This window comes from Clostridium sp. NSJ-145 (genome assembly GCF_021044725.1).
Lineage (GTDB): Bacteria > Bacillota > Clostridia > Clostridiales > Clostridiaceae > Clostridium > Clostridium disporicum_B.
This window is the reverse complement of record NZ_JAJNOS010000007.1, coordinates 1-23,278: the sequence shown is the minus strand read 5'-3', so window position 1 is coordinate 23,278 and position 23,278 is coordinate 1. Positions and strand designations below refer to the sequence as shown.

The following is a 23,278-nucleotide window of genomic DNA, read 5'->3' as shown; positions in this document are numbered from 1 at the left end:
AAAAGGAGGAATTACAGTGAGAATTATAGCAGGAAAAGCAAGAGGACGTAAATTAATACCTCCAGCAACGATGGAAACAAGACCTACTCTAGATAGAGTAAAGGAATCTATGTTTAGCATAATACAAAATCATATTCCAGATGCTGTAGTAGTGGATGTTTTTGCAGGAACAGGGAGTTTAGGATTAGAAGCTGCAAGTAGAGGTGCTAAAGAAGTTTATTTGGTAGATAGAAGCAAAGATGCATTTTCTTTATTGAAACAGAATATTGAAAATCTTAAGTTTGAGGATACATGTTATGCATTGAATAAAGATTCGTATGAAGCTTTAAAGTATCTAGCTGATAAAAATAAAGTTTTTGATGTTATTTTTATAGATCCACCATATTGTAGAGAAATGATACCAGAGGCAATGAAGATAATTCATGATAGAAAGTTATTAAATGAAGATGGAATTATAGTAACTAAAATTGATTCTATTGAGGAAATATATGAAGGAAATGATAATATAGCTTTATTTAAAAGTAGAAAATATGGTAATACAACAATATGTTTATATAAAATTGAGGAGTAAAAAAGAAAGAAAATGAAAGTAGCAATTTATCCAGGTAGCTTTGATCCAATTACAAATGGGCATTTAGATATTATAACTAGAGGCTCCAAAATATATGATAAACTTATAGTAGGAGTACTAGTGAATATAGATAAAAAAGGTTTATTTAGTATAGAGGAGAGAGTTGAGTTAATAAAGAAAGTAACTATGCATTTGCCAAATGTTGAAGTTATATGTTTTAATGGACTTTTAGTTGATTTAGCAAGGAAGTATGAAGCTAAAGTTATTTTAAAAGGGTTAAGAGCGGTTTCGGATTTTGAATATGAATTTCAAATGGCTCTTATGAACTCTCAATTAGATCCGAATATTGAGACCTTATTTATGATGACTTCATCAGAGTATTCTTATTTAAGTTCATCATCTGTAAAACAGGTAGCTAAGTTTGGTGGGAACATAAGTGGGTTAGTGCCTGATGAGATAATTACAGAAGTGTATAATAAGATAAGAGATTTAGGGGGGGAGTAGCTTGAATAAGCTAGAATTGAATATTATTGATTTGTTAGAATATTTACAAGAGATGTTAGATAGTTCTGCAAAAATGCCTATTACTGGCAAGGTTATGGTTGATAAAAAAGAATTTAAGGAAGTTATAGACCAAGTTATTAATTATTTACCAGATCAACTAAAAAAAGCTGAATGGGTAATGAATGAAAAAGATAGAATACTTTCAGAAGCTCAAAAGGAATTTGAGATTGCAAGAAGAGAAAGTGCTCAACTTATGAAAGAGAAAGTTGAAAATCATGATTTAGTTAAAGAAGCTAAAATTCGTGCAAATGAAATAATAGCTTTAGCACAAAGAGATGCCAAAGCTATTAGAGTAGGTTCAAGAGAATATTCTAATGAAATTCTTTTAGAACTTGATAAAGAGGTTGAAAATAAAAAGATTGAACTTATAACAGCAATGCAAGAATCCTTTGAAAAAGCTGCTAAAGAAATTGATGAAAAATTAAGTGATACTGGTAAGATTATAAAAGAAAATATTGCTGAATTAAGAAACATGTAAATTCTTTTTATATCTTATAAAAGTACATATAAGTGATAATATCAATATACAGTAGATAATAAGAAGTATTTTATTATCTATATAAAAAGTTTGAATTGGAAAAGTTGATACTGGGGTATCTTTTACAAAAAAGATACATGCTATAAATGTAATTATAAAACTTATTATTCCTTGAATAAATTTTAAAAATGAGTATTTAAATAATGAAATATTTAAGTCTCCAATAAAAGAACTTATTTGTGCTATAACAGATAATCCGGAAAAAGAACAAATAAAACTTATTATAGATAGCTTTAATATTAACGGTAATGTAGATGAACTGATAAGCTTACAACCGTTAGTGAATTCGATGCTACCTAGTAAAGTTCCATATAAAGAAGATGAAGGTATATTTAAAAAATCTTCTATATTTTTAAAAGTAATGCTTATATAAGCATTACTTTTTATTATGCTTATAATAATTGAAAAAATGATAACGAACGCACCAACTTGTAATGTTGTGTTTACACTGTTTTCAATAGAAGTTTTTAAAGCAGAGCCTATAGATACTTTTTTGAATTCGGAATGCATAACCTTTGAATTTTTATTAAAATCTCCTTTAGGAATAGTAATAATTCCAATGATTAGTGGAGAAAGATAGTTAGCTATTAAAAGTATAAAGCCTAATTTGGTATTTCCAAACATGGTAGCTCCTACAGAACCTATTAAAAACATAGGACTAGCATTTGATGCTATATTTAATAATCTTTCGAATTCTTTCTTATTAATATATCCTAAATTGTATAAATCGCAACAATACTTACAACCTAATGGATAACCGCATAGCACACTTGCTGCTATAGGAAATGAAGAATTCTTTGAAAGTTTTAAAGGTCTACATAATAAAGGTCCAAGGATTTTTGAATATAATGATATCCCATCATAACAAATTAAAAGATTACATATAAAAGAAAAAGGAAATATAGTTGGTAATATAGTTTTTATAACTAAATTTAAACCGACTAAAGAAGCGTTTATACAATCTTTCAGATTTAATACAAATAAAATAATACAAAATGAAATTAAAAAGCTTACAAAATAATTCTTATTTATATTAAGAAGTTTTAGTAATACAAATATAAGAATAAAAATTGAAAGCCATAAGAATATAATACTATGCATAGAAACTCCTCCCATCTATAGTATTTATATGCTTATGACTTTATAATATTATTATTTTATTATCGGATTTTTTAAATAATCTGATTTTGGATTTAAATTTGGGTTAAGAATAGAATAAGCTTTTGTTGCTAAAATATCTAATTCCAATAATGGATTATTAGGGTGTTTAGGAACTTTTGTAATCAAAGGTATAGAAGAGGTCTTTTTTATTGAAGATAAAATTTCTCTTCCTTTTGAATTAAACCCTAAAATTCGTCCAAAATTATATTGACTTATAGTGTTTTTATCAAAGTTATAATTATCAAAGCCGATAAAGATTTGAGTAAGTAATCTTGAAATTTTTGTGTAAGTATATCTTTTGCTTTTTACTCTAAGAATTAAATCATCATAAGAAGTGCTGTCTATAACTTCTTTTAATATTTTCTTATCTAAACCTTCTGATGCTTCATAAAGATTGTTAAAATTTACGCAATTAGTTGAGATTTTATATCTTAAAAATTTATATAAATCTTCATCAAAAGAAAAAGTGTATCCATCGTTTTTTAGGGATTTTAAAATATTATATGATGGTTCTGGCATTACTGAACTCAAAGTGTTAATAGAGTATTCATTATCAGAAAGTGCTTTTCTAATAGATGTAGCAGAAGAGAAAGTACTTTCTATATTAGTTTCATTGTAATTGCTGCCTTCACGTTTTAAAGTATATGGTTTTATTTTGCTTTTTTCTAATAGAATAGCTTTAATATATTCTATTCCTAATATATTATTTGAAGATGAAATAACATCTTTAATAGAATCATCCTTTGAAAAATCTATTAGTGATTTTTCTCTAGCTTTAGCAAAAGAAATTCCTTCTTTAAGATTGTTTTTTAACATATTGTTAAAAGAGTCATTATTTGTAGTTAAAATTTTAGCAATTTTATAAAGTGAATCCACGTCTCCGCATTCAGAACCAAAGTAAAGATTATCTACGACTCCTAGAGAATTTAAAATAGAGACAGCACCTCTAGCGAAAATTTCAGCAGAAGAAACTGCGTAAAAAGTCGGTAACTCTAGTACCAAATCTACTCCGTTTTCTAGAGCCATTTCGGTTCTTTTCCATTTATCGATTATCGCTGGACCACCTCTTTGTACAAAATTTCCGCTCATTATACATACTATTCCATCACAGTTTGTAGCTTTCTTTGCCTCGGTAATATGATATAAATGACCGTTATGAAATGGATTATATTCTGTAATTATACCTGTAATATTCATATTAGCGCTCCTTTTAGGGAAATATAAAATCATTATAACATAAGATAAAAAAAGTAAAATAAGTTATAGTAAAATGATATAATACATAATATTCAGAAAATTAATAATATAAAGAATTAAATATTTAAAGTAAATTTCTATTGAAAAATATAGCTATATAGGAGTATATTAGATAATGAATGATTCGTCCTTGTGACTACGAAAGGAGAAATTAAAATGGAACTTATGAATAAATTATTCGAAGCTGCAAAAGCAAATAAGCAAAGAATAGTTTTACCAGAAGGTGAAGAGCAAAGAACTATAATTGCTACTGAAGAAATTAAGAACCAAGGGTTAGCTTATCCAATACTAATTGGTAATCAAGAAAATATAATGAATATGGCTAAAGAGCTTAATGTTGATTTATCTGGTGTTGAAATAATTGATCCTAACAGTTATGAAAAGATTGATGAGTATGTAAAAGCCTTTTATGAAATAAGAAAAAATAAAGGTATGACAATGGAGAAAGCTGAAAAAATAGTGAGAGATCCACTATATTTTGGTACTATGATGGTTAAGTTAGATGATGCTGATGGTATGGTATCAGGTGCTATACACACTACAGGAGATCTTTTAAGACCAGGTCTTCAAATCATCAAGACAACTCCAGGGGTATCAGTTGTATCAAGCTTCTTCATAATGATGGTACCAGATTCACCATATGGAGAAAATGGTATGTTATTATTTGCAGATTGTGCTGTTAATCCAAATCCTACATATGAACAATTAGCAGCAATAGCTATAGCTACTGCAGATACTGCTAAAAATTTATGTAAGGTAGAACCAAGAGTTGCGATGTTATCATTCTCAACTATGGGAAGTGCTGATCATGAGCTAGTTGAAAAGGTAAGAAAAGCTACTGAACTTGCAAAAGAATTAAGACCAGATTTAATGATCGATGGAGAAATGCAATTAGATGCAGCTATAGTTGGAAAAGTTGCTGCTCAAAAAGCTCCAAATAGCAAAGTTGCTGGAAGAGCAAATGTATTAGTGTTCCCAGATTTACAATCAGGAAATATTGGATATAAATTAGTTCAAAGATTTGCTGGTGCTGAAGCTATAGGACCTATGTGTCAAGGTTTTGCTAAACCAATAAATGACTTATCAAGAGGATGTAGCTCAGAAGATATAGTTAATGTAGTTGTGCTAACAGCTGTTCAGGCTCAAGCTCAAAATAAGTAATATATTAAGAGGTGTTTATAAATGAAAGTATTAGTAATTAATTGCGGAAGCTCATCATTAAAATATCAATTAATCGATATGGCTACAGAAGAATCTTTAGCTCAAGGATTAGTTGAAAGAATAGGAATCGAAGGTTCTGTTTTAACTCAAAAAGTTGAAGGAAGAGAAAAATATATAGTTAAAGAAGCTATGAAAGATCATAAAGATGCTATAAGATTAGTTTTAGCAGCTTTAGTAGATGAAAACAACGGAGTTATTTCATCTATGGAAGAAATCAATGCTGTAGGACATAGAGTTGTTCACGGTGGAGAAAAATACAACAAGTCAGTTGTTATAAACGATGAAGTTAAAAACTATATTGAAGAATGCTTTAAGTTAGCTCCATTACATAATCCAGCTAATATGATAGGTATCAAGGCTTGTGAAGAATTAATGCCAAACACTCCAATGGTAGCTGTTTTTGATACTGCTTTCCACGGAACAATGCCAGAAGAAGCTTACCTATATGCTTTACCATATGAATTATATGAAAAGCACGGAATTAGAAAATATGGATTCCACGGAACTTCTCATAAATACGTTTCTCAAAAAGTTGCAGAAGTTATGGGTAGAGATATAAAAGATCTTAAGATTATAACTTGTCATTTAGGAAATGGATCAAGTGTATGTGCAGTTAAAAATGGAGAATCAGTTGAAACTTCTATGGGATTCACACCACTTGAAGGTTTAGCAATGGGTACTAGATCAGGTAGTATAGACCCAGCTATAGTTACTTTCTTAATGAAAGAAGAAGGATTAACTGCTGATGAAGTTACAGATTTATTAAATAAAAAATCAGGAGTATTAGGAATTTCAGGAATAAGCTCAGACTTTAGAGATATTGAAGATGCTGCTTATAAAGAAAAAGTTCACAGAGCTCAATTAGCTTTAGATATATTCCACTACAAAGTAAGAACTACTATAGGTGCATACGCTGCTGCTATGGGTGGAGTTGATGCTATAGTATTCACAGCTGGTGTTGGTGAAAATGGACCAGAAACAAGAGAAGAAATACTTAAAGGATTAGAATTCTTAGGTGTTAAATGTGATACAGAAGCAAATAAAGTTAGAGGAAAAGTAAGAGAAATATCTACAGCAGATTCTACTGTTAAAGCATTTATAATTCCAACTAACGAAGAGTTAATGATTGCAAGAGATACTTTAGAATTAATATCAAAGTAATTATTATATAAATAGCTTGACTTTTAATGTCGGCGTAGATATAATAAATTGTGTTTGAAATGGGTAAATTAAAGCCTAAGGAGTGAAAATGGTGCTTTGCTCAAGCTATACGTAATGTATAATATATCTTCTTTAAGATATGAGGAGTAAAATCCAGAGCTTATAATTATGGAAGTACAATTTTTAGATTTACTTGTCAAAGATGGAAGAAAGAAAGCGGTTGATTTCTCACTTGATTTAGAACCTATAAAGTTTGAAGGAGAAATCATTAAAGCAATCAAACCTGTTAAGGTAGAGGGACAAATAGTATCAAGAAATGATGTTCTTGAATTAGAAGCCACTATCAAGACAGAATTAGAACTTAATTGTTCAAGGTGCTTAGATACCTTTATCTATCCAATAGATATTGATATAGAAGAAAGGTTTACAAATAATAAAGAACTTCAAGATGAAGAAGGGATTATATTTGTAGAAGGGGATACTTTAGATTTATCCCTAATTGTTGAAAATAGTATTATTTCAACCTTACCTATCAAGAGACTTTGCGCTGAAGACTGTAAGGGTCTTTGTTCCAATTGTGGAGCCAATTTAAATGTTGACAAATGTAGTTGTAACAATTATGATGTCGATATTAGGCTAGCAAAGCTCAAAGAGTTGTTTGGGGAATAAGGAGGTGTAATAATGGGAAATCCAGCGAGAAAGACATATAGAGCAAAAAGAGATTCTAGAAGAGCTCAAACTTTTAAGTTAAGCTTACCAGGAATAGTTGAATGTCCACAATGCCACGAAATGAAGATGGCTCACAGAGTTTGTAAGAACTGTGGATTCTACAAAGGTAAAGAAGTTGTTGCTTCAACTGAAGAATAAAGAAAGTCATATGACTTTCTTTTCTTTTATATATAAAGAAATAAAGGGGTGAACCAAATGAAAATAGCTATAGATGGTATGGGTGGAGATCATGCACCTAAGGCTGTAGTAGAAGGTGTTGTAAAGGCTACAGAAGAATTTAAGGATATAGAATTTTTCATAACAGGACCAGAAGAACAGATTAAAGAAGAGTTACAAAAGTGTAATTATATTGGAGATAGAATAAAGATAGTAAATGCTACTGAAGTTATAACTAATAATGAGCATCCAGTTATGGCTATCAGAAAGAAAAAGGATTCAAGCATTTGTAAAGCTTTAAACCTTGTTAAAGATAAAGAATGTGATGCTGTTATCTCTGCAGGAAGTACAGGAGCTTTCTTAGCTGGATGTACTTTTGTCGTAGGTAGAATTAAAGGAATAAAGAGACCAGCACTTGCGCCAATAATGCCAGGAAAAAATGGGCCATTTATGATAGTTGATTGTGGTGCTAATGTTGATTGTAAGCCAGAGCATTTAATTAATTTTGCGTATATGGGAAAAGAGTATTATAAGGGTGTTATGGGAAATAATAATCCTAAGGTAGGACTTGTAAATATAGGTGCTGAAGCTGAAAAAGGAAACGAATTAACTAAAGCTACTTATAGTTTATTAGAGCAAGAGGATGGATTAAACTTTGTAGGTAACGTAGAACCTAGATATATTTCAGATGGAGACACTCAAGTTTTAGTATGTGACGGATTTGTAGGTAATACAGTATTGAAAATGTATGAAGGTACTGCATCAAATCTTTTAAATATAATTAAAGAAGAGATTTTATCAACAGGAATAAAATCAAAAATTGGAGCAGTTTTATTAAAGCCTGTTTTTTCAAATATTAAAAAGAAGTTTGATTATAAAGAATATGGTGGAGCACCATTTTTAGGTGTAGATGGTATATGTATAAAAGCTCATGGAAGTTCTGATGCTAAAGCTTTCAAAAGTGCAATAAGACAAACAAAGAATTTTTATGATAGTAAGGTACTAGATAAGATAAAAGAAGGTTTAGAAAACAAGTAATTTATATTGCTTTTAATATTGACGAGTAACTTAATATATAATATTATCTAAGTGGGTGAATTTAGGAGGTGAGAATATGTTTGAAAAGATTAGATCAATAATATCTGAAAAATTAGGTATCGATGAAGAAGAAATCACAATGGAATCTGCTTTTATTGAAGATTTAAATGCAGATTCATTAGATATAGTTGAACTTATTATGGCTTTAGAAGATGAATTAGAGATGGAAATTCCAGATGAAGAAGCTGAAACTTTCGTAACTGTGGCTGATATAGTTAAGTTTATGAAAGAACATGGTGAGGAATAATTAAATCCCGCAATATTGCGGGATTTAATGTTTAAAACAAAATTAGTCTATTCTTGAATTTGTTTAGAAATAGAAGCAAGTTGAAGAATATACTTGTAAGGAGCTGTACAAGATGAATAACTTTTATCAAAAAGAAGTGGAGGATGTAGTAGGGATAAAATTTAATGAACCGAGTTTATTAATGACTGCATTGACACATTCTTCATATGCTAATCAACATAGAGATGAAGCATACAATGAAAGATTAGAATTTTTAGGTGATTCTATTTTACAATTATGTATTACTGAATATCTATTTCTAAATTATAAGGAGAAAACTGAAGGTGAATTAACAAAGATTCGTAGTTTAATAGTTTGTGAAAATTCACTGTATGAAATTGGAAGAGAACTGAATTTAGGATATTTTTTAAGAATGAGTAAAGGTGAAGAGCTTACAGGAGGAAGAGAGAGAGTATCTCTTATAGCTGATGCTGTAGAAGCTTTAATTGCTGCAATATACCTAGATAAGGGGTTAGAATTTACTAAAGATTATATTTTAGGTAGATTTGAAAAAATAATTAAAAGAGCAATTAATAATGACATAATATTAGATTATAAAACTAAACTTCAAGAACTATTGCAAAGAAATGGTGAAATATCTATAGTATATGAATTAATTAAACATGAGGGACCACCTCATAGAAGAAAATTCTTTACTCAATTAATAATAGATAATAAAGAGTTTAGTAAAGGCGAAGGTTATAGCAAAAAGGAATCGGAACAAAATGCAGCTAAGTCAGCTCTAAAGATTTTGGAGGATATAAATGAGTAAGAACTACTATATTATACCTGTTTTTATATCTCATCAAGGCTGTCCACATCAATGTGTATTTTGTAATCAAGATAGAATAGCTAGAGTTGTTGAGGATGAAGTTACAGAAAGTGATGTTAGAAAAACAATAGATGATTACTTAGAAACTATAGATGCAAAAGGAGCAACTTTAGAAGTTTCTTTTTTTGGAGGAACATTTACAGCAATACCGGTACAAAAGCAAAAAGAATTACTAAGTGTAGCGTTAGAATATAAAAATAGAGGTTTAATTCATAATATAAGACTATCAACTAGACCAGATGCTATAAATAGATACATCTTAGATTATTTAAAAGAATATAAAGTTGATATTATTGAACTTGGAGTTCAATCTTTAGATGATGAAGTTCTAATAAAAGCTGGTAGAGGACATACTGCAGAACAAGTAAAAGAAGCATCTATACTTATAAAAGAGTATAATTTTACATTAGGTCATCAAATTATGCCAGGATTACCAGGAGATACTTTTGAGAAGGATATATATACAACAAAAGCTTCTATTAGTATGAAGCCTGATATATGTAGAATATATCCAGCACTTATAATCAAAGATACTCCGATGGAGAAGATGTATGAAAGAGGAGAGTATATACCATATTCCTTGAAAGAAGCAGTAGATATATCTACTGAGATGTTAAAGCTTTATAAAGAAGCTAAAATTAAAGTGATAAGAATAGGACTTCAACCAACAGAATCTATAACATGGGGGCAAGATATTATCGATGGACCTTTCCATCCAGCATTTAGAGAACTTGTTGAAGGAAATTTAATATGTAGTAGCTTAAAAGAGAAAGCGCCTTGTGATAAGGATATTATTATAGAAATTAATCCTAAAGATGTAAGTAAGCTATATACAAATAAAAAGGAATATTTTAAAGAATTCACTAATAATAGAAGTGGAAAAGTTTTTGTTAAAGTTGAAAATAAAGTTAAAAGAAATAGAATTAGATTAACTGTAATCGAAAAGAAAGAAGAGTTTAAAATTTAGTATAGTTTCAATCATTATAAGGGAGTTAGCTTATTTGCCTAACTCCTAAAGTTTTATTATATAAAGATATAAGTCTATTTATTGAAATTTTTATATCTTTGCTATAAACTAAGAATGAATGGAGTGATAATAATGAAAAAGAAGACTAGAGAAAAGTTAGTTTATATTATTTCGATATTTATGTTGGTAGCATTTATATTAGGATTATTACCAGCACTTATATAAATAGATAAGGAGTGTGCCAATGTTTTTAAAGTCACTAGAAGTACGTGGATTTAAATCCTTTGCAGATAAAACAGAGCTAAACTTCAAAAAAGGAATAACTGCAGTAGTAGGACCAAATGGAAGTGGAAAAAGTAATATATCAGATGCGGTTAGATGGGTTTTAGGTGAACAAAGTGTTAAAAGCCTAAGAGGTGGAAAAATGGAGGATGTTATATTTGCAGGTACTCAATTTAGAAAACCGGTAGGACTAGCGCAAGTTTCACTTTGTTTAGATAACTCAGATGGTTCATTACCTATTGAATATAATGAGGTAATAGTAACTAGAAGAATATTTAGATCTGGAGAGACAGAGTATCTAATAAATAAACAAAAGTGTAGATTAAAAGATATAGTAGAATTATTTATGGATACAGGTATAGGTAAAGAAGGATATTCATTAATAGGGCAAGGTAAAATAGATGCTATATTAAGTGGAAGACCTGAAGAAAGAAGAGCTTTATTCGAAGAAGCAGCAGGTATTGTTAAATATAAGGCTAGAAAAGAAGAAGCTGAAAAAAAATTAGAAAATACAGAAAATAATCTTGTAAGAATAAGAGATATAATATCAACTTACGAAGAAAGATTAGGACCTTTAAAAGAAGAAAAAGAGAAAGCTATAAAATATAAATCTTTAGCAGATGAGTTAAAGGTTAAAGAGGTCTCTTTAATAATTTATCATTTAAATAAAGTAAAAGCAGACTTAGAGATACTAGTAAAAGAAATTGAAGAAAGAGAACGTGAAATAGGTTCAAAAAGAGAAAATATATCAAGATATAAGAGTGAAATTGTTTCTTTAGAAGAGGCTATAGAGGAAATAGAAAGAAAGAATAAAGAAGAGAGGGAAAGATATTATAGCGAAAAAGAATCTATGGCTAAAAACTCAAAAGACATAGATTTATTTAAAGAAAGAATATCTAACTTTAAAAGCCTAATAGCAAAAGAAGAAAAAGAAATAAATGATATAAGAGTTAAATTAAATGATTTAAATAAAGAAAAAGAACTTTTAGAAAAAGAGATAGATGATAAGCTTGAAGAAAGAAGACAGAAAGAACTATCAATAAGAGAAGTAGAAAGAAATATTTCGGAGAATAATAGAGATATTTCTAAAATAGAAGCAGAATTAAATAGATTAAAAGATAGTGAATATGAATTCTTATCTAAAAACTCTGAAATAAAAAATAATATAAAATCCATAGAAAAAGATATATTAAACACAAATGAACAAAAGGAAGCTTTGGTTCTATCTATTAATAATCTTAAGAGTAATTTAACTATTAATATAGCAACTATTGAAAAGTTAAGAGAGAATGTTTTAAAGACAAAAAATGATATAAAACTTCTTGAAGAAGGCGTAATAGAGCTTAAGAGAGAATTATCTAAAACACATAACAAGTTAAATCAAAAAGAAACTCAAATAAAAGTTCTTACAAGAAACATAAACGGTTTAGAAGCTACTCACTCCGCATTGAGTAATTTGGAGAAACATTATGAAGGATATAATAGAACTGTAAAAAATTTAATGGAACATATCTCAGATGGGAAAGTACAAAATATTGGAGATATAAAAGTATTAGGTGAAATATTTAATGTTGATAAACAATATGAAATAGCTATTGAGATTGCATTAGGTGCAGCTATTTCTAATGTAATAACTAAAAGTGATAGAGATGCTAAGGTTTTAATTCAATATTTAAAATCAAGAAATTTAGGAAGAGCTACATTCTTGCCGCTTAACATAATAAAAGGTAAGAGGCTTAATGTTCCTGAAAATTTAAAGAAGATTGATGGATACATAGGGATAGCATCTGATTTGATAGTCGTAGACAAGAATTATAAAGATATTGTTGATTATAATCTTGGTAGAACAATAATAGCAAAAGATATGGATTCAGCTTTAGTTATTTCAAAGGCTGGAAATCATAATTATAAAATTGTAACCTTAACAGGAGAAGTTATAAATCCAGGAGGAGCCTTAACAGGAGGTAGTATCCAAGGAAAGAGTGGTAATCTTTTAGGAAGAAAAAGAGAAATAGAGGAAATTGAAGTTAAGGTAGAAAAATTAAAAGGTGAGTATAAAAAAGAAAGTGAACTTTTACAACAGATAAAAGAAGAGATTAAAAAGATTGATGAAGATATAATTGATAAAAGAGAAGAAATTCATCAAAAGAATATTGATTTAACTATTTTAGATGGAGAAACAAAAAACCTTGTAATTGAAGGAGAAAAAATTAAAAAATCACTAGAATACTCAAATGATGATTTAAAAAAGAAAGCAATATTTATTGATAGTTTAAATAAGCAATTAGAAGTAAAAAATGAAGAACTTAAATCATTAGGTATAAAGAATTTTGAAAGTAAAGAAAAAATAAAGCTTCTTGAAGAATCATATGATATTAAGAAAAGAGAATTAGATTTATTAAAAGAGAAGGCTACAGAAATGAAAATTTCTAGAGCAACCTTAGATGAAAGCATTCAAGGTAAGAAAAATGAGTTATATTCTAAAAAAACAAATATTGCGGAAAGAGAACAGAATATAAAAAATCTTTTATGGGAAATTAATGAAAAACAAGATAATATTAAAGCTTTAGAAGATGGAATAAAAAATAAGACAGCTATAATTGAAAAAATTAATGATAATATTAGATCTTTAGAGGAAGTTTTTAAAGAAGATGAAATTAAAAAGATTTCATATAAAGAAGAACTAAAAGTAAAAGAGACTTTAGCCAATGAAATAATAGAGGATGTAAGAGTTTTAGAAGCTGAACTAAATAAGAGAACAATTCAAAAGGTAAAATTAGATAGTGAAGAAGAGGGACTATTTAGTAGGTTAAACGGAGAAATTAATTTAACTTTAGCAGAGGCTATGGAAATCGCTATAGAAATTGATAATATCTTAAAAGTTAAAGAAGAGATAAGTAGATTAAAAGGTAAGATAAGCGCAATAGGTACTGTAAATTTATCTGCAATTTTAGAATATGATGAAGTTTTAGAAAAGTATGAATTTATGTCATCTCAAGAGCTGGATTTAGAACAAGCAAAGAATGAGCTGTTAGATGTTATAAGTGAAATGACTATAAAAATGCAAAAAATGTTTAGAGAAAACTTTGAAATATTAAATGAGAACTTTGGAGAAACATTCAAAGAGTTATTTAAAGGTGGAACAGCAGAGCTTATATTAGGTGAGGGTGATGAACTAAATGCTAATATAGTCATAAATGTACAGCCACCAGGGAAAAAACTTCAAAATATAAATCTTATGTCAGGAGGAGAAAAGGTACTTTCTGCAATAGCATTATTGTTTGCTATATTAAAGATGAAGCCTACTCCATTCTGTATATTAGATGAAATTGAAGCTGCTTTAGATGATGCTAATGTATTTAGATATGCAGAGTTTTTAAAACAGTTCTCTGATAATATTCAGTTTATAGTAATAACCCATAGAAAAGGTACTATGGAAGTAAGTGATGTTATGTATGGTGTTACAATGGAGGAAAAGGGTATATCTAAAGTTGTTTCCGTAGACTTAACAGAGAATTAGGAGGAAGATTATGTTTGGAAAATTATTTGATAGCTTAAAAACAGGATTAACTAAAACAAGAAATGCGTTAACGGACAAGATAAATGAAACTTTAAAACTTGCAGTAACAATAGATGAAGATTTATATGAAGAACTTGAAGAAATTTTAATTATGGCTGATATAGGTATGGATACAACAATGGACATAATTGAAAGGCTTAAAGATAAAATAAGAAAAGAAAAGATTAATGATGTTGAAATGGTACAACCTGCTTTAAAAGAAGTTATAGCAGAGATGATGAAGGGCACTGATGAAGTAGTAGATGAGTCAGGAAAAAAAGTAGTTCTAGTTATAGGGGTTAATGGAGTAGGTAAAACTACATCAATAGGGAAATTAGCTGCTAAAAATAAGCAAGCAGGTAAGAAAGTACTATTAGCAGCGGCAGATACTTTTAGAGCTGCAGCTATTGATCAATTAGTAGTGTGGAGCGAAAGAGCAAAAGTAGATATAGTTAAGCATGGAGAGGGATCAGATCCAGCAGCGGTAGTTTTTGATGCTATTAATGCATCAAAAGCAAGAAATGTAGATTTATTAATTTGTGATACAGCAGGAAGACTTCACAATAAAAAGAACCTTATGGATGAGCTTGGAAAAATAAATAGAATTATTGAGAGAGAATATTCAGGGGTGAAAAAAGAAACTTTATTAGTTTTAGATGCTACTACAGGTCAAAATGCTGTGATTCAAGCAAAGCAATTTATGGAAGTGTGTCCTGTTGATGGTATAATATTAACTAAATTAGATGGAACTGCAAAAGGTGGAGTAGTAATTTCTATTAAAAATTCTTTAAATATACCTGTAAAATATATTGGTGTAGGTGAAGGAATAGAGGATTTACAAGAGTTCGATGCAGAAAGTTTTGTAGAAGCACTATTTTAATTAAGAATTAATAGTTAATGACTAAAGTCAGTGAAGACTGGCTTTAGTTTAAATAAAATAAAAAATTAAATTTTAAAATAAATTTGTAACATTAAATTTAGTTGGATTAGTGAATGAAATGCTAGTAAAATAGCTATTTTAGCGTTTTTAAATATGAGAGAAAACATTAGTAAAAAGTGTTAAGTAAAAATACTTGACACATATAAATACTTCTGTTAAAATCTCATATGTGGGTAAGGTGATTACATGGAAGATAGGGTTGAGATTTCTTTATTAATGGATCTATATGGTGCATTATTAACAGAGAAACAATATAGTATTATGGATTTATATTATAATGAAGATTTATCTTTAGCTGAAATTGCTGAATTAAATCAAACGAGCCGACAAGCAATCCATGACCTTATTAAAAGATGCTATAAACAATTTCTAACTTATGAAGGTAAATTGATGTTGCTAAAAAAGTCGTTAGAAAGAGAAAAAAAGATAGCTTCACTTTTAGATGATATTGATATGAAATATTCTATTGACAAAATAGATTATGATAGGTATAAAGAGATTCTAGAAGAGCTATAAAGGCATATTAGGAGGTTAACATGGCTTTTGAAGGATTAGGCGAAAAGCTACAAAGTACGTTTAAGAAGCTTAGAGGTAAAGGTAAAATAACTGAAAAAGATATTAAAGAAGCCATGAGGGAAGTAAAGCTTGCATTATTAGAAGCTGATGTTAATTTTAAAGTGGTAAAAACTTTTGTTAAGAATGTTAGTGAAAAATGTGTTGGTAGTGAAGTTTTAGAAAGCTTGACACCTGCTCAGCAAGTTATTAAGATAGTTAATGATGAACTTACTGATCTTATGGGTGGTAGTGAGAGCAAATTAGAATTTGCAAGCGTAGGACCTACAGTAATTATGTTAGTAGGGCTACAAGGTGCAGGTAAAACTACAATGTGTGGTAAGCTGGCACTACAATTAAGAAAGAATCACAACAAGAAACCACTTTTGGTAGCTTGTGATATATATAGACCAGCAGCGATTAAGCAATTAGAAGTTGTTGGGAAGCAAATTGATGTTCCAGTATTTCAAATGGGTGATAAAGTAAGTGCAGTAGAAATAGCAACTGAAAGTATAAAGCACGCAAGAGAAAATGGAAATAATGTAGTGATTATTGATACGGCTGGTAGACTTCATATTGATGAGGCTCTAATGACTGAACTAGAAGATGTAAAAAAAGCTGTAAATCCATCAGAGATTTTGCTTGTAGTTGACTCTATGACAGGACAAGATGCTGTAAATGTTGCAGAAAACTTTAATAATTCTTTAGATTTAACTGGTGTTATTTTAACTAAGTTAGACGGAGATGCTAGAGGTGGAGCTGCACTTTCAATAAGACATATGACATCTAAACCAATTAAATTTATTGGTGTAGGTGAAAAAATGAGCGATTTTGAAGTATTCCATCCAGATAGAATGGCTTCAAGAATTTTAGGAATGGGAGATGTTCTTTCATTAATAGAAAAAGCTCAAGAAGCAATTGATGAAAAAGAGGCTAAGGAACTTGGCCAAAAGATGATGGAGAATGATTTTACTTATGATGACTATTTAACTGCTATGGAGCAGATGAAAAAATTAGGTTCATTAAGTAAAATTATGGAGATGATACCAGGTGTTCCAAAAGAAATGAAGGATATTGACTTTGATGCTAGTGAGAAACAACTAGGAAGAGTTAAAGCAATTATATATTCAATGACCCCAAAGGAAAGAAAAAATCCTAAATTGTTAGCTGGTTCTTCTTCAAGAAAGAAGAGAATAGCTAAAGGATCAGGAACATCACTTCAAGAAGTTAACAAACTTATAAAAGGTCATGAAATGATGAGAAAGCAAATGAAGCAGATGAAATCATTGACTAAAAGGTCTAAAAAAGGACTGTTTGGCAAATTGCCTTTTTAAGTTGAGATAAATTTTAATCCTTTAAAGGAGGTGAAATAAACATGGCAGTAAAAATCAGATTAAGAAGAATGGGTGCTAAAAAAGCTCCTTTCTACAGAGTTGTTGTTGCTGATTCAAGAAGCCCAAGAGATGGAAGATTCATCGAAGAAATCGGGTACTACAATCCAATAACAGAACCTGCAGAAATCAAGATTGATGAAGAAAAAGCTACAAAATGGATAAAGAATGGTGCTCAACCTACAGACGTAGTTAAGAGACTTTTCGATAAAGCTGGTCTTAACAAGTAATTTTTAGGAGGTGAAGTCTGGTGTTAGTTTAACATCAGAGCCTAATGAAAGAATTAGTAGAAGTAATCGCTAAGTCATTAGTTGATAATCCTAATGAAGTTCGTGTAAATGAAGTTCAAGGAGAGCAATCATTAATTCTTCAATTGAAGGTTGCTCCTGAAGATATGGGTAAGGTTATCGGTAAACAAGGTAGAGTAGCTAAAGCTATTCGAACTGTAGTAAAAGCCGCAGCATTAAACGAAGAAAAAAAAGTAGCAGTTGAAATTATCGATGCAAAGAGTTAGGATTTTCCTAGCTCTTTTTTTATTAATCTTTGATATTTTATAAAAAGTTTGATATAACTAATAGATGAAGATAGAAAAATAGATAAAACAGGAGTGAAAATAGTGAGCGAAGTATTAAAGGTAGGAAAAATAGTAAATACTCATGGTTTAAAAGGTGAAGTTAAAGTTATGGCTTTAACTGATGATCAACGTAGATTTGATGATTTAGATTATGTTTTAATAGATAATAAAGAAGTAAAGATAGAGAGTTGTAAATATCAAAAAGATAGAGTTATTGTTAAACTTGAAGGAGTTAATAAAGTAGAAGAAGCTGAAAAGTTGAAAAATAAATTTATGGAAATTCCAAGAGAATTTGCTGTAGAGTTAGATGAAGATTGTTACTTTCTAGCAGATTTAAGAGAGTGTACTGTGTTTGATACAGATGGAAAAGAAATTGGTGAAGTATATGATATAATTCAAACAAAGAATAACGATGTATATTGGATTAGAAAGCCAAAAGAAGTTTTGATACCAGCATTAAAAGATATAGTGACAGAGATAAATATAGATGATAGAAGAATTATCATTAGACCTATAGGAGAATGGATGGATGAAGATTAATATTCTTACTTTATTTCCTGAGATGTTTGATATTTTTAATCATAGTATTGTAGGAAAAGCAAGAGAGAAAAACTTGATTAGCATTGAAGCAACTAATATAAGAGATTATACTTTAAATAAGCATAAAAAAGTAGATGATTATCCTTATGGTGGTGGAGCTGGAATGGTTATGTCTGCACAACCAGTAGTAGATTCTATAAGGGCGGTAAAGAAAAATAATAAAGGTAAAGTCATATTTTTAGGGCCAAGAGGTAAAACTTTTGATCAGAAAATGGCTGAAGAATTATCAAAAGAAAATGAACTTATATTTTTATGTGGACATTATGAAGGAATAGATCAACGAGCTTTTAAGGAAGTTGATATGGAAATTTCTTTAGGTGATTTTGTTTTGACTGGAGGAGAGATGGCTGCAATTCCAGTTATTGATTCAATTTTAAGACTTGTGCCAGGAGTTTTAAATAAAGAAGAAAGTCATCAAGATGAATCTTTTTCTGATGGATTATTAGAATATCCTCAGTATACAAGGCCTGAAATTTTTGAAGATGAACGAGTTCCAGATGTATTATTATCTGGACATCATGAGAATATAAGAAAGTGGAGAAGACTTCAATCTTTGTTGGTAACTAAGGAAAGAAGAAGTGATTTATTTAAAAAAATCACTCTAAGTAAAGAGGATATAAAATTATTAAATAGCAAAAAATAATAGCTTGAAATATAATTATACTTATGTTAGAATATGTTTTGTGCTAGTACGGGCGGTCCTCTGTCAAAATATTTGTTAAGAACGTCAATTTATCATTTAGGAGGGAATGCACAATGAACGAAATTTTAAGAGCTATAGAAGCAGAACAAATCAGAACTGACTTACCTAACTTTAGAGTTGGAGACAACGTTAAAGTTCACGTAAAAGTTAAAGAAGGAAACAGAGAAAGAATCCAAGTATTCGAAGGAACTGTTATCAAAAAGCAAAACGGTGGTTTAAGAGAAACTTTCACAGTTAGAAGAGTTGCTTACGGTGTTGGAGTTGAAAGAACTTTCCCAATGAACGCACCAATCATCGAAAAGATGGAAATCACTAGAAGAGGTAAAGTTAGAAGAGCTAAGTTATTCTACTTAAGAGATAGAGTAGGTAAGGCTGCTAAAGTTAAGGAATTATTAACTAGATAATTTAAGTTAATAAAGATATTAAGGGACTTAGTATTAAGTCCCTTTTTCTTGTAATAAAATACTTTTATATGTCAAGAATAGAGATAGGAGTATTAAAAAAGTAAATTGCAGTTAAATTTATGCATATTTAAGGAAGAGGTGTAGAATATGGCTACAATAAATTGGTTTCCTGGTCATATGAAAAAAACTCAAAGGGAAATAAAAGAAAATTTAAAGTTAGTAGATGCGATTATAGAGATAAGAGATGCAAGAATTCCAAGGAGTTCAGCAAACCCAGATATAGATAAATTGTGTGGAAATAAACCAAGAGTAATTCTTTTGAATAAAAGTGACCTAACAGAAAGTAAAGTTACAAAAGCTTGGATAAAGGAATTATCAAAGGAAAATGTAACAGCAATAGAAGTTAATTGTCTAAAAGGTCAAGGGTTAAATCAAATTAAACCTGCATTAGAAACTCTATTAAAAGAAAAACATGATAGGTTAAGATCTAAGGGATTAGTTAAAATAATGACTAGAGTTATGGTAGTTGGAATACCTAATGTAGGAAAGTCTACTTTTATAAATAAGATGGCTAAAAATAATATAGCTAAAACTGGAGATAGGCCAGGGGTAACAAAGAGTAAACAATGGATTAAAACGCCATTAGGGATTGAAATGTTAGATACGCCAGGAGTTTTATGGCCAAAATTTGAAGATGAAACAACTGCATTAAATCTTGCTTTCACAGGAGCAATAAAAGATGAGATTATGGATACAGAGGAGCTTTCATATCTTTTAGTAAAAAGGCTTCAAGAAAATTATGCTAAAGAATTAATGACTAGATATAAATTAGAAGAAGTATGCGAAGATCCATATGATACTTTAAGTGCTATAGCAAGGAAAAGAGGATGCTTAATGTCAGGTGGAAGAATTAACTATGATAGAATAGCAACGATACTTCTTGACGAGTTTAGAGGTGGAGTAATAGGAAATATATCACTAGAACGTCCAGATGATATATTAGTTAAAGGAGAAAACTAGTATGAAGTTACTAAATAGTGATATAGTAGCGTTAAAATTTAAAGATATAAAGGAAGAGGTAGCAAACATTGATGTAAGCTCTTCTTATAAAAAAGCAGAGTTTGATTCTATAGTCGATTTACTACTAAAAGATTCAAGAAAAAATGTAAATGCATTAGGAAATAAACTTCTAAAAGAAAAAAATAAAATTTTAGATGAAATAAAAAGAGTTAGAGCCATGTATGATTTTGATAAATCTTTTGGAGACTTTAACATAATTGCTGGTGTAGATGAGGTTGGTAGAGGACCACTTGCCGGACCAATAGTTTCTTGCGCTGTAGTATTAGATTTAAATGTTTTAGATGAACAATTATTATTATGGATAAATGATTCTAAAAAATTAAATGAAAAGAAAAGAGAAGAACTAGCAGAGATAATAAAAGAGAAAGCATTAGCTTATCATATAGCAAGTTGTGATTCGGAAGAAATAGATAAAAGAGGCATAGGAGTATGCAATAATGCGGTATTTCTTGAAGCAACAAACTCGTTGCAAATTAAGCCTGACTTAGTTCTTTCTGATGGATATACTATTAAGGGGATAGATATCCCAAATAAGTCAGTGATTAAAGGGGATACTAAATCAGCTAATATAGCAGCAGCATCAATAGTTGCAAAAGTTTATAGAGATAAGCTTATGAAAGAGTATGCTGTTAAATATCCATATTATGCATTTGAAGAAAATGTTGGTTATGGAACATCAAAACATATTGATGGAATTAAAGAATATGGGCCTTGTAAAATACATAGAATGTCATTTTTAAAGAATATATTAGAGGATTAATAGAGTCTAAAGGCATCTTTGATGTGATTAATAGCAAAATCTTGATTAAATTTATTAAACAGTACTTCAATTACATCATATCTTATATTATACTTGTTAAGTTTATTAATTAAAATGTAATAAGAAGAGACTTTTATTATTTGTCTTTGTTTATAGTAGGTAACAGATTCCACGGGTAATCCATAGGAATTTGTGTACCTACTTTTTACTTCTGTAAAAATTATAATATCATTAATTGTACTAATAATATCTACTTCACCTAATCTGTTTCTATAATTCATTTCTAAAATTCTATGGTTAAGGTTTATAAGATATTTGGAAGCTAAATTTTCTCCATAATTCCCTATATTTTTATTATAATTATTCATTATATCACTCCTATATATTTTAAAATATTATCCAAACAAAAAGAAAATTATTCAAATCATATGTGTTTAAGATAAGATTCTATGTCAATAATCCTAGAAGGGTGATAAAAATGGCAATAAAAATAATAAGTGCAACACATCGTGGACTTGATGGAGTTTTAATAAGTGTAGAAGTGGATATTATGAAAGGGCTACCAACATTTAATATAGTTGGTTTACCAGATGCATCAGTTAGGGAGTCAAAAGAAAGGGTTAGAGCAGCTATAGTTAATAGTGGATATGAATTTCCATTAGGAAGAATAACTATAAACCTATCTCCAGCTGATGTAAGGAAAAATGGGACACTATTAGATTTACCAATAGCATTAGGAATTCTAATGGAGTCTAATCAAATTATTAAGAGAGATCTTGAGAAATTCATAGTTTTTGGTGAGTTATCATTAAGTGGAGAGTTAGTAGGTATAAAAGGGGCTATCCCTATTATTTTTGAAGGTGATAGTAAAAAGAAGAAAAATTACATATTCCCTTTAGATAATTTAAGTGAAATGAGACATTTTACTCTAGGAAATTTCTATCCATTTAAATCATTAGAGCAAGTTGTTTCTTTCATAACAAATGAAGATTTGCTTCCCTATAAGAATAGGAAGCAAATTAATAAAGGAAAAGAAAAATTTAAGTTGGATTTTGGAGATATTATAGGGCAATATACAGCAAAAAGAGCTATGGAAATAGTTGCTGTAGGTAGACATAATATATTTTTATTTGGTTCTCCTGGATCTGGAAAGAGTATGCTGGCAAAAGCATTACCATCAATATTACCACCATTAACTATTGAGGAGCAAAAGGAAATTGCTAAGATATATAGTATTTCTGGATTATGGAATAAAGGATACTTTATAGAAAGGCCGTTTAGAGCTCCGCATCATACTACAACTAAAACTGCGCTTATTGGTGGAGGTAACGAAATAAAGGTTGGAGAAATAACTTTAGCTCATAATGGAGTTTTATTTTTAGATGAGATTCTAGAATTTAGCAATGAGTTACTAGAAGTATTGAGACAGCCTTTAGAAGAAGGTATTATAAATATTTCGAGGTTAAGAGAAAATTATACATTGCCAAGTAAATTTATTCTTGTAGGAGCATTTAACCCATGTAAATGTGGAAGATTTATGGAAGATGAAAATAATTCTTTGTGTGAATGCACAGAATATGAAAAAAGGCGATATTTAAATAAAATATCTAGGCCATTAATGGATAGAATCGATTTATTTAATTATGTTCCTAGAATAAAATACGAAGAAATTACTGACAAAAAAGACTATATTGATTCTGACAAGATGCGACAGAAAGTTTTAGAGGCTGCTGAAAGACAAAGCTTTAGATTAAAGGATACAATTTATAATTAGGCTCTGTTAGACAATAATGTTGATATGTGCATATAAGTCTTAAATAGTGTTATAATATAGATAATAACACTATCGGAGGTAAGATTTATGGCAACTCTTTCAAATATAAAGTCAGATA

26 protein-coding genes are annotated in these 23,278 nt (G+C 29.4%); 23 read left to right on the top strand and 3 right to left on the bottom strand.

Annotated features, from left to right (window positions below):
• Positions 1–16 precede the first annotated feature (16 nt).
• The 3 genes from rsmD to LQE93_RS07540 are packed head-to-tail and all read left to right on the top strand — an operon-like array spanning position 17 to position 1,613.
• Complete coding sequence (gene rsmD, locus LQE93_RS07550; protein WP_055263265.1) at positions 17–571, top strand: 16S rRNA (guanine(966)-N(2))-methyltransferase RsmD; 555 nt, start codon at positions 17–19, stop codon at positions 569–571.
• A 12-nt stretch (positions 572–583) separates the two neighbouring features.
• On the top strand, positions 584–1,075 hold the full coding sequence (coaD, locus tag LQE93_RS07545; protein WP_055263267.1) for a pantetheine-phosphate adenylyltransferase: 492 nt from the start codon (positions 584–586) through the stop codon (positions 1,073–1,075).
• Between the two features lies 1 nt (position 1,076).
• Positions 1,077–1,613 carry a hypothetical protein gene (locus LQE93_RS07540; protein WP_055263269.1) on the top strand — a complete coding sequence of 179 codons (537 nt, stop codon included), beginning with the start codon at positions 1,077–1,079 and terminating at the stop codon, positions 1,611–1,613.
• Here LQE93_RS07540 and ylbJ read toward each other — a convergent pair.
• Positions 1,599–2,774, bottom strand: coding sequence for a sporulation integral membrane protein YlbJ (gene ylbJ, locus LQE93_RS07535; RefSeq protein WP_055263271.1), 1,176 nt, complete (start codon positions 2,772–2,774; stop codon positions 1,599–1,601). The two genes, LQE93_RS07540 and ylbJ, sit on opposite strands and share 15 nt — an antisense overlap.
• 51 nt (positions 2,775–2,825) lie before the next feature.
• Entirely contained in the window at positions 2,826–4,031 is a 1,206-nt protein-coding gene (locus LQE93_RS07530) for a nucleotidyltransferase (RefSeq protein WP_055263273.1), read from the bottom strand.
• A gap of 216 nt (positions 4,032–4,247) precedes the next feature.
• Between LQE93_RS07530 and pta the strand changes: the two genes are divergently transcribed.
• The 19 genes from pta (at position 4,248) to LQE93_RS07435 (ending at position 21,386) form a co-directional block, all read left to right on the top strand.
• Positions 4,248–5,252 carry a phosphate acetyltransferase gene (gene pta, locus LQE93_RS07525; RefSeq protein WP_055263275.1) on the top strand — a complete coding sequence of 335 codons (1,005 nt, stop codon included), beginning with the start codon at positions 4,248–4,250 and terminating at the stop codon, positions 5,250–5,252.
• Between the two features lie 21 nt (positions 5,253–5,273).
• Entirely contained in the window at positions 5,274–6,473 is a 1,200-nt protein-coding gene (locus tag LQE93_RS07520; RefSeq protein WP_055263277.1) for an acetate kinase, read from the top strand.
• A gap of 168 nt (positions 6,474–6,641) precedes the next feature.
• Positions 6,642–7,142: a YceD family protein gene (locus LQE93_RS07515; RefSeq protein ID WP_055263279.1), complete on the top strand. Its 501-nt coding sequence runs from the start codon at positions 6,642–6,644 to the stop codon at positions 7,140–7,142.
• A 12-nt stretch (positions 7,143–7,154) separates the two neighbouring features.
• Positions 7,155–7,340 carry a 50S ribosomal protein L32 gene (rpmF, locus tag LQE93_RS07510; protein WP_005213472.1) on the top strand — a complete coding sequence of 62 codons (186 nt, stop codon included), beginning with the start codon at positions 7,155–7,157 and terminating at the stop codon, positions 7,338–7,340.
• A 57-nt stretch (positions 7,341–7,397) separates the two neighbouring features.
• On the top strand, positions 7,398–8,396 hold the full coding sequence (plsX, locus tag LQE93_RS07505; RefSeq protein ID WP_055263281.1) for a phosphate acyltransferase PlsX: 999 nt from the start codon (positions 7,398–7,400) through the stop codon (positions 8,394–8,396).
• 76 nt (positions 8,397–8,472) lie between these two features.
• Positions 8,473–8,703 (top strand): acyl carrier protein, encoded by a 231-nt coding sequence (gene acpP, locus LQE93_RS07500; RefSeq protein WP_032118133.1) that lies wholly within the window; start codon positions 8,473–8,475, stop codon positions 8,701–8,703.
• Positions 8,704–8,815: 112 nt separating this feature from the next.
• The gene (gene rnc, locus LQE93_RS07495; protein WP_186837563.1) at positions 8,816–9,514 is read left to right on the top strand and encodes a ribonuclease III; all 699 of its coding nucleotides are present in this window, start codon (positions 8,816–8,818) and stop codon (positions 9,512–9,514) included.
• Positions 9,507–10,541, top strand: coding sequence for an elongator complex protein 3 (locus LQE93_RS07490; RefSeq protein ID WP_055263285.1), 1,035 nt, complete (start codon positions 9,507–9,509; stop codon positions 10,539–10,541). Before rnc ends, LQE93_RS07490 begins: the two co-directional genes overlap by 8 nt.
• Positions 10,542–10,785: 244 nt before the next feature.
• Positions 10,786–14,343 (top strand): chromosome segregation protein SMC, encoded by a 3,558-nt coding sequence (gene smc, locus LQE93_RS07485; RefSeq protein ID WP_231072882.1) that lies wholly within the window; start codon positions 10,786–10,788, stop codon positions 14,341–14,343.
• A 10-nt stretch (positions 14,344–14,353) separates the two neighbouring features.
• Complete coding sequence (gene ftsY / locus LQE93_RS07480; protein WP_055263289.1) at positions 14,354–15,262, top strand: signal recognition particle-docking protein FtsY; 909 nt, start codon at positions 14,354–14,356, stop codon at positions 15,260–15,262.
• A 246-nt stretch (positions 15,263–15,508) separates the two neighbouring features.
• A complete protein-coding gene (locus LQE93_RS07475; protein ID WP_055263291.1) occupies positions 15,509–15,838 on the top strand; it encodes a putative DNA-binding protein in 330 nt (109 codons plus the stop codon).
• 20 nt (positions 15,839–15,858) lie between these two features.
• Positions 15,859–17,208: a signal recognition particle protein gene (gene ffh, locus LQE93_RS07470; protein ID WP_231072881.1), complete on the top strand. Its 1,350-nt coding sequence runs from the start codon at positions 15,859–15,861 to the stop codon at positions 17,206–17,208.
• Between the two features lie 41 nt (positions 17,209–17,249).
• Positions 17,250–17,495: a 30S ribosomal protein S16 gene (rpsP, locus tag LQE93_RS07465; RefSeq protein ID WP_032118140.1), complete on the top strand. Its 246-nt coding sequence runs from the start codon at positions 17,250–17,252 to the stop codon at positions 17,493–17,495.
• Positions 17,496–17,539: 44 nt separating this feature from the next.
• Entirely contained in the window at positions 17,540–17,779 is a 240-nt protein-coding gene (locus LQE93_RS07460; protein WP_231072880.1) for a KH domain-containing protein, read from the top strand.
• Positions 17,780–17,881: 102 nt separating this feature from the next.
• A complete protein-coding gene (rimM, locus tag LQE93_RS07455) occupies positions 17,882–18,379 on the top strand; it encodes a ribosome maturation factor RimM (protein ID WP_055263295.1) in 498 nt (165 codons plus the stop codon).
• Positions 18,369–19,082 (top strand): tRNA (guanosine(37)-N1)-methyltransferase TrmD, encoded by a 714-nt coding sequence (trmD, locus tag LQE93_RS07450; protein WP_231072878.1) that lies wholly within the window; start codon positions 18,369–18,371, stop codon positions 19,080–19,082. Before rimM ends, trmD begins: the two co-directional genes overlap by 11 nt.
• A gap of 113 nt (positions 19,083–19,195) precedes the next feature.
• Entirely contained in the window at positions 19,196–19,546 is a 351-nt protein-coding gene (gene rplS, locus LQE93_RS07445; RefSeq protein WP_055263299.1) for a 50S ribosomal protein L19, read from the top strand.
• A gap of 147 nt (positions 19,547–19,693) precedes the next feature.
• On the top strand, positions 19,694–20,566 hold the full coding sequence (ylqF, locus tag LQE93_RS07440; RefSeq protein WP_231072876.1) for a ribosome biogenesis GTPase YlqF: 873 nt from the start codon (positions 19,694–19,696) through the stop codon (positions 20,564–20,566).
• Between the two features lies 1 nt (position 20,567).
• Positions 20,568–21,386, top strand: coding sequence for a ribonuclease HII (locus tag LQE93_RS07435; RefSeq protein ID WP_231072875.1), 819 nt, complete (start codon positions 20,568–20,570; stop codon positions 21,384–21,386).
• Here the strand turns inward: LQE93_RS07435 and LQE93_RS07430 are convergent.
• Complete coding sequence (locus LQE93_RS07430; RefSeq protein ID WP_055263305.1) at positions 21,383–21,754, bottom strand: YraN family protein; 372 nt, start codon at positions 21,752–21,754, stop codon at positions 21,383–21,385. The genes LQE93_RS07435 and LQE93_RS07430 overlap by 4 nt on opposite strands.
• A 110-nt stretch (positions 21,755–21,864) precedes the next feature.
• Between LQE93_RS07430 and LQE93_RS07425 the strand changes: the two genes are divergently transcribed.
• On the top strand, positions 21,865–23,160 hold the full coding sequence (locus tag LQE93_RS07425; RefSeq protein ID WP_231072873.1) for a YifB family Mg chelatase-like AAA ATPase: 1,296 nt from the start codon (positions 21,865–21,867) through the stop codon (positions 23,158–23,160).
• The last annotated feature ends 118 nt before the right edge of the window (positions 23,161–23,278 follow it).

Coding starts and splice junctions, on each gene's coding strand:
- LQE93_RS07515 (WP_055263279.1), top strand. CDS start 6,642: ATGGAAGTACAATTTTTAGATTTACTTGTCAAAGATGGAAGAAAGAAA.
- LQE93_RS07435 (WP_231072875.1), top strand. CDS start 20,568: ATGAAGTTACTAAATAGTGATATAGTAGCGTTAAAATTTAAAGATATA.
- rpmF (WP_005213472.1), top strand. CDS start 7,155: ATGGGAAATCCAGCGAGAAAGACATATAGAGCAAAAAGAGATTCTAGA.
- ylbJ (WP_055263271.1), bottom strand. CDS start 2,774: ATGCATAGTATTATATTCTTATGGCTTTCAATTTTTATTCTTATATTT.
- LQE93_RS07530 (WP_055263273.1), bottom strand. CDS start 4,031: ATGAATATTACAGGTATAATTACAGAATATAATCCATTTCATAACGGT.
- pta (WP_055263275.1), top strand. CDS start 4,248: ATGGAACTTATGAATAAATTATTCGAAGCTGCAAAAGCAAATAAGCAA.
- plsX (WP_055263281.1), top strand. CDS start 7,398: ATGAAAATAGCTATAGATGGTATGGGTGGAGATCATGCACCTAAGGCT.
- LQE93_RS07490 (WP_055263285.1), top strand. CDS start 9,507: ATGAGTAAGAACTACTATATTATACCTGTTTTTATATCTCATCAAGGC.
- LQE93_RS07430 (WP_055263305.1), bottom strand. CDS start 21,754: ATGAATAATTATAATAAAAATATAGGGAATTATGGAGAAAATTTAGCT.
- rnc (WP_186837563.1), top strand. CDS start 8,816: ATGAATAACTTTTATCAAAAAGAAGTGGAGGATGTAGTAGGGATAAAA.
- coaD (WP_055263267.1), top strand. CDS start 584: ATGAAAGTAGCAATTTATCCAGGTAGCTTTGATCCAATTACAAATGGG.
- ylqF (WP_231072876.1), top strand. CDS start 19,694: ATGGCTACAATAAATTGGTTTCCTGGTCATATGAAAAAAACTCAAAGG.
- ftsY (WP_055263289.1), top strand. CDS start 14,354: ATGTTTGGAAAATTATTTGATAGCTTAAAAACAGGATTAACTAAAACA.
- LQE93_RS07460 (WP_231072880.1), top strand. CDS start 17,540: ATGAAAGAATTAGTAGAAGTAATCGCTAAGTCATTAGTTGATAATCCT.
- trmD (WP_231072878.1), top strand. CDS start 18,369: ATGAAGATTAATATTCTTACTTTATTTCCTGAGATGTTTGATATTTTT.
- LQE93_RS07425 (WP_231072873.1), top strand. CDS start 21,865: ATGGCAATAAAAATAATAAGTGCAACACATCGTGGACTTGATGGAGTT.
- rplS (WP_055263299.1), top strand. CDS start 19,196: ATGAACGAAATTTTAAGAGCTATAGAAGCAGAACAAATCAGAACTGAC.
- ffh (WP_231072881.1), top strand. CDS start 15,859: ATGGCTTTTGAAGGATTAGGCGAAAAGCTACAAAGTACGTTTAAGAAG.
- smc (WP_231072882.1), top strand. CDS start 10,786: ATGTTTTTAAAGTCACTAGAAGTACGTGGATTTAAATCCTTTGCAGAT.
- acpP (WP_032118133.1), top strand. CDS start 8,473: ATGTTTGAAAAGATTAGATCAATAATATCTGAAAAATTAGGTATCGAT.
- rpsP (WP_032118140.1), top strand. CDS start 17,250: ATGGCAGTAAAAATCAGATTAAGAAGAATGGGTGCTAAAAAAGCTCCT.
- LQE93_RS07520 (WP_055263277.1), top strand. CDS start 5,274: ATGAAAGTATTAGTAATTAATTGCGGAAGCTCATCATTAAAATATCAA.
- LQE93_RS07475 (WP_055263291.1), top strand. CDS start 15,509: ATGGAAGATAGGGTTGAGATTTCTTTATTAATGGATCTATATGGTGCA.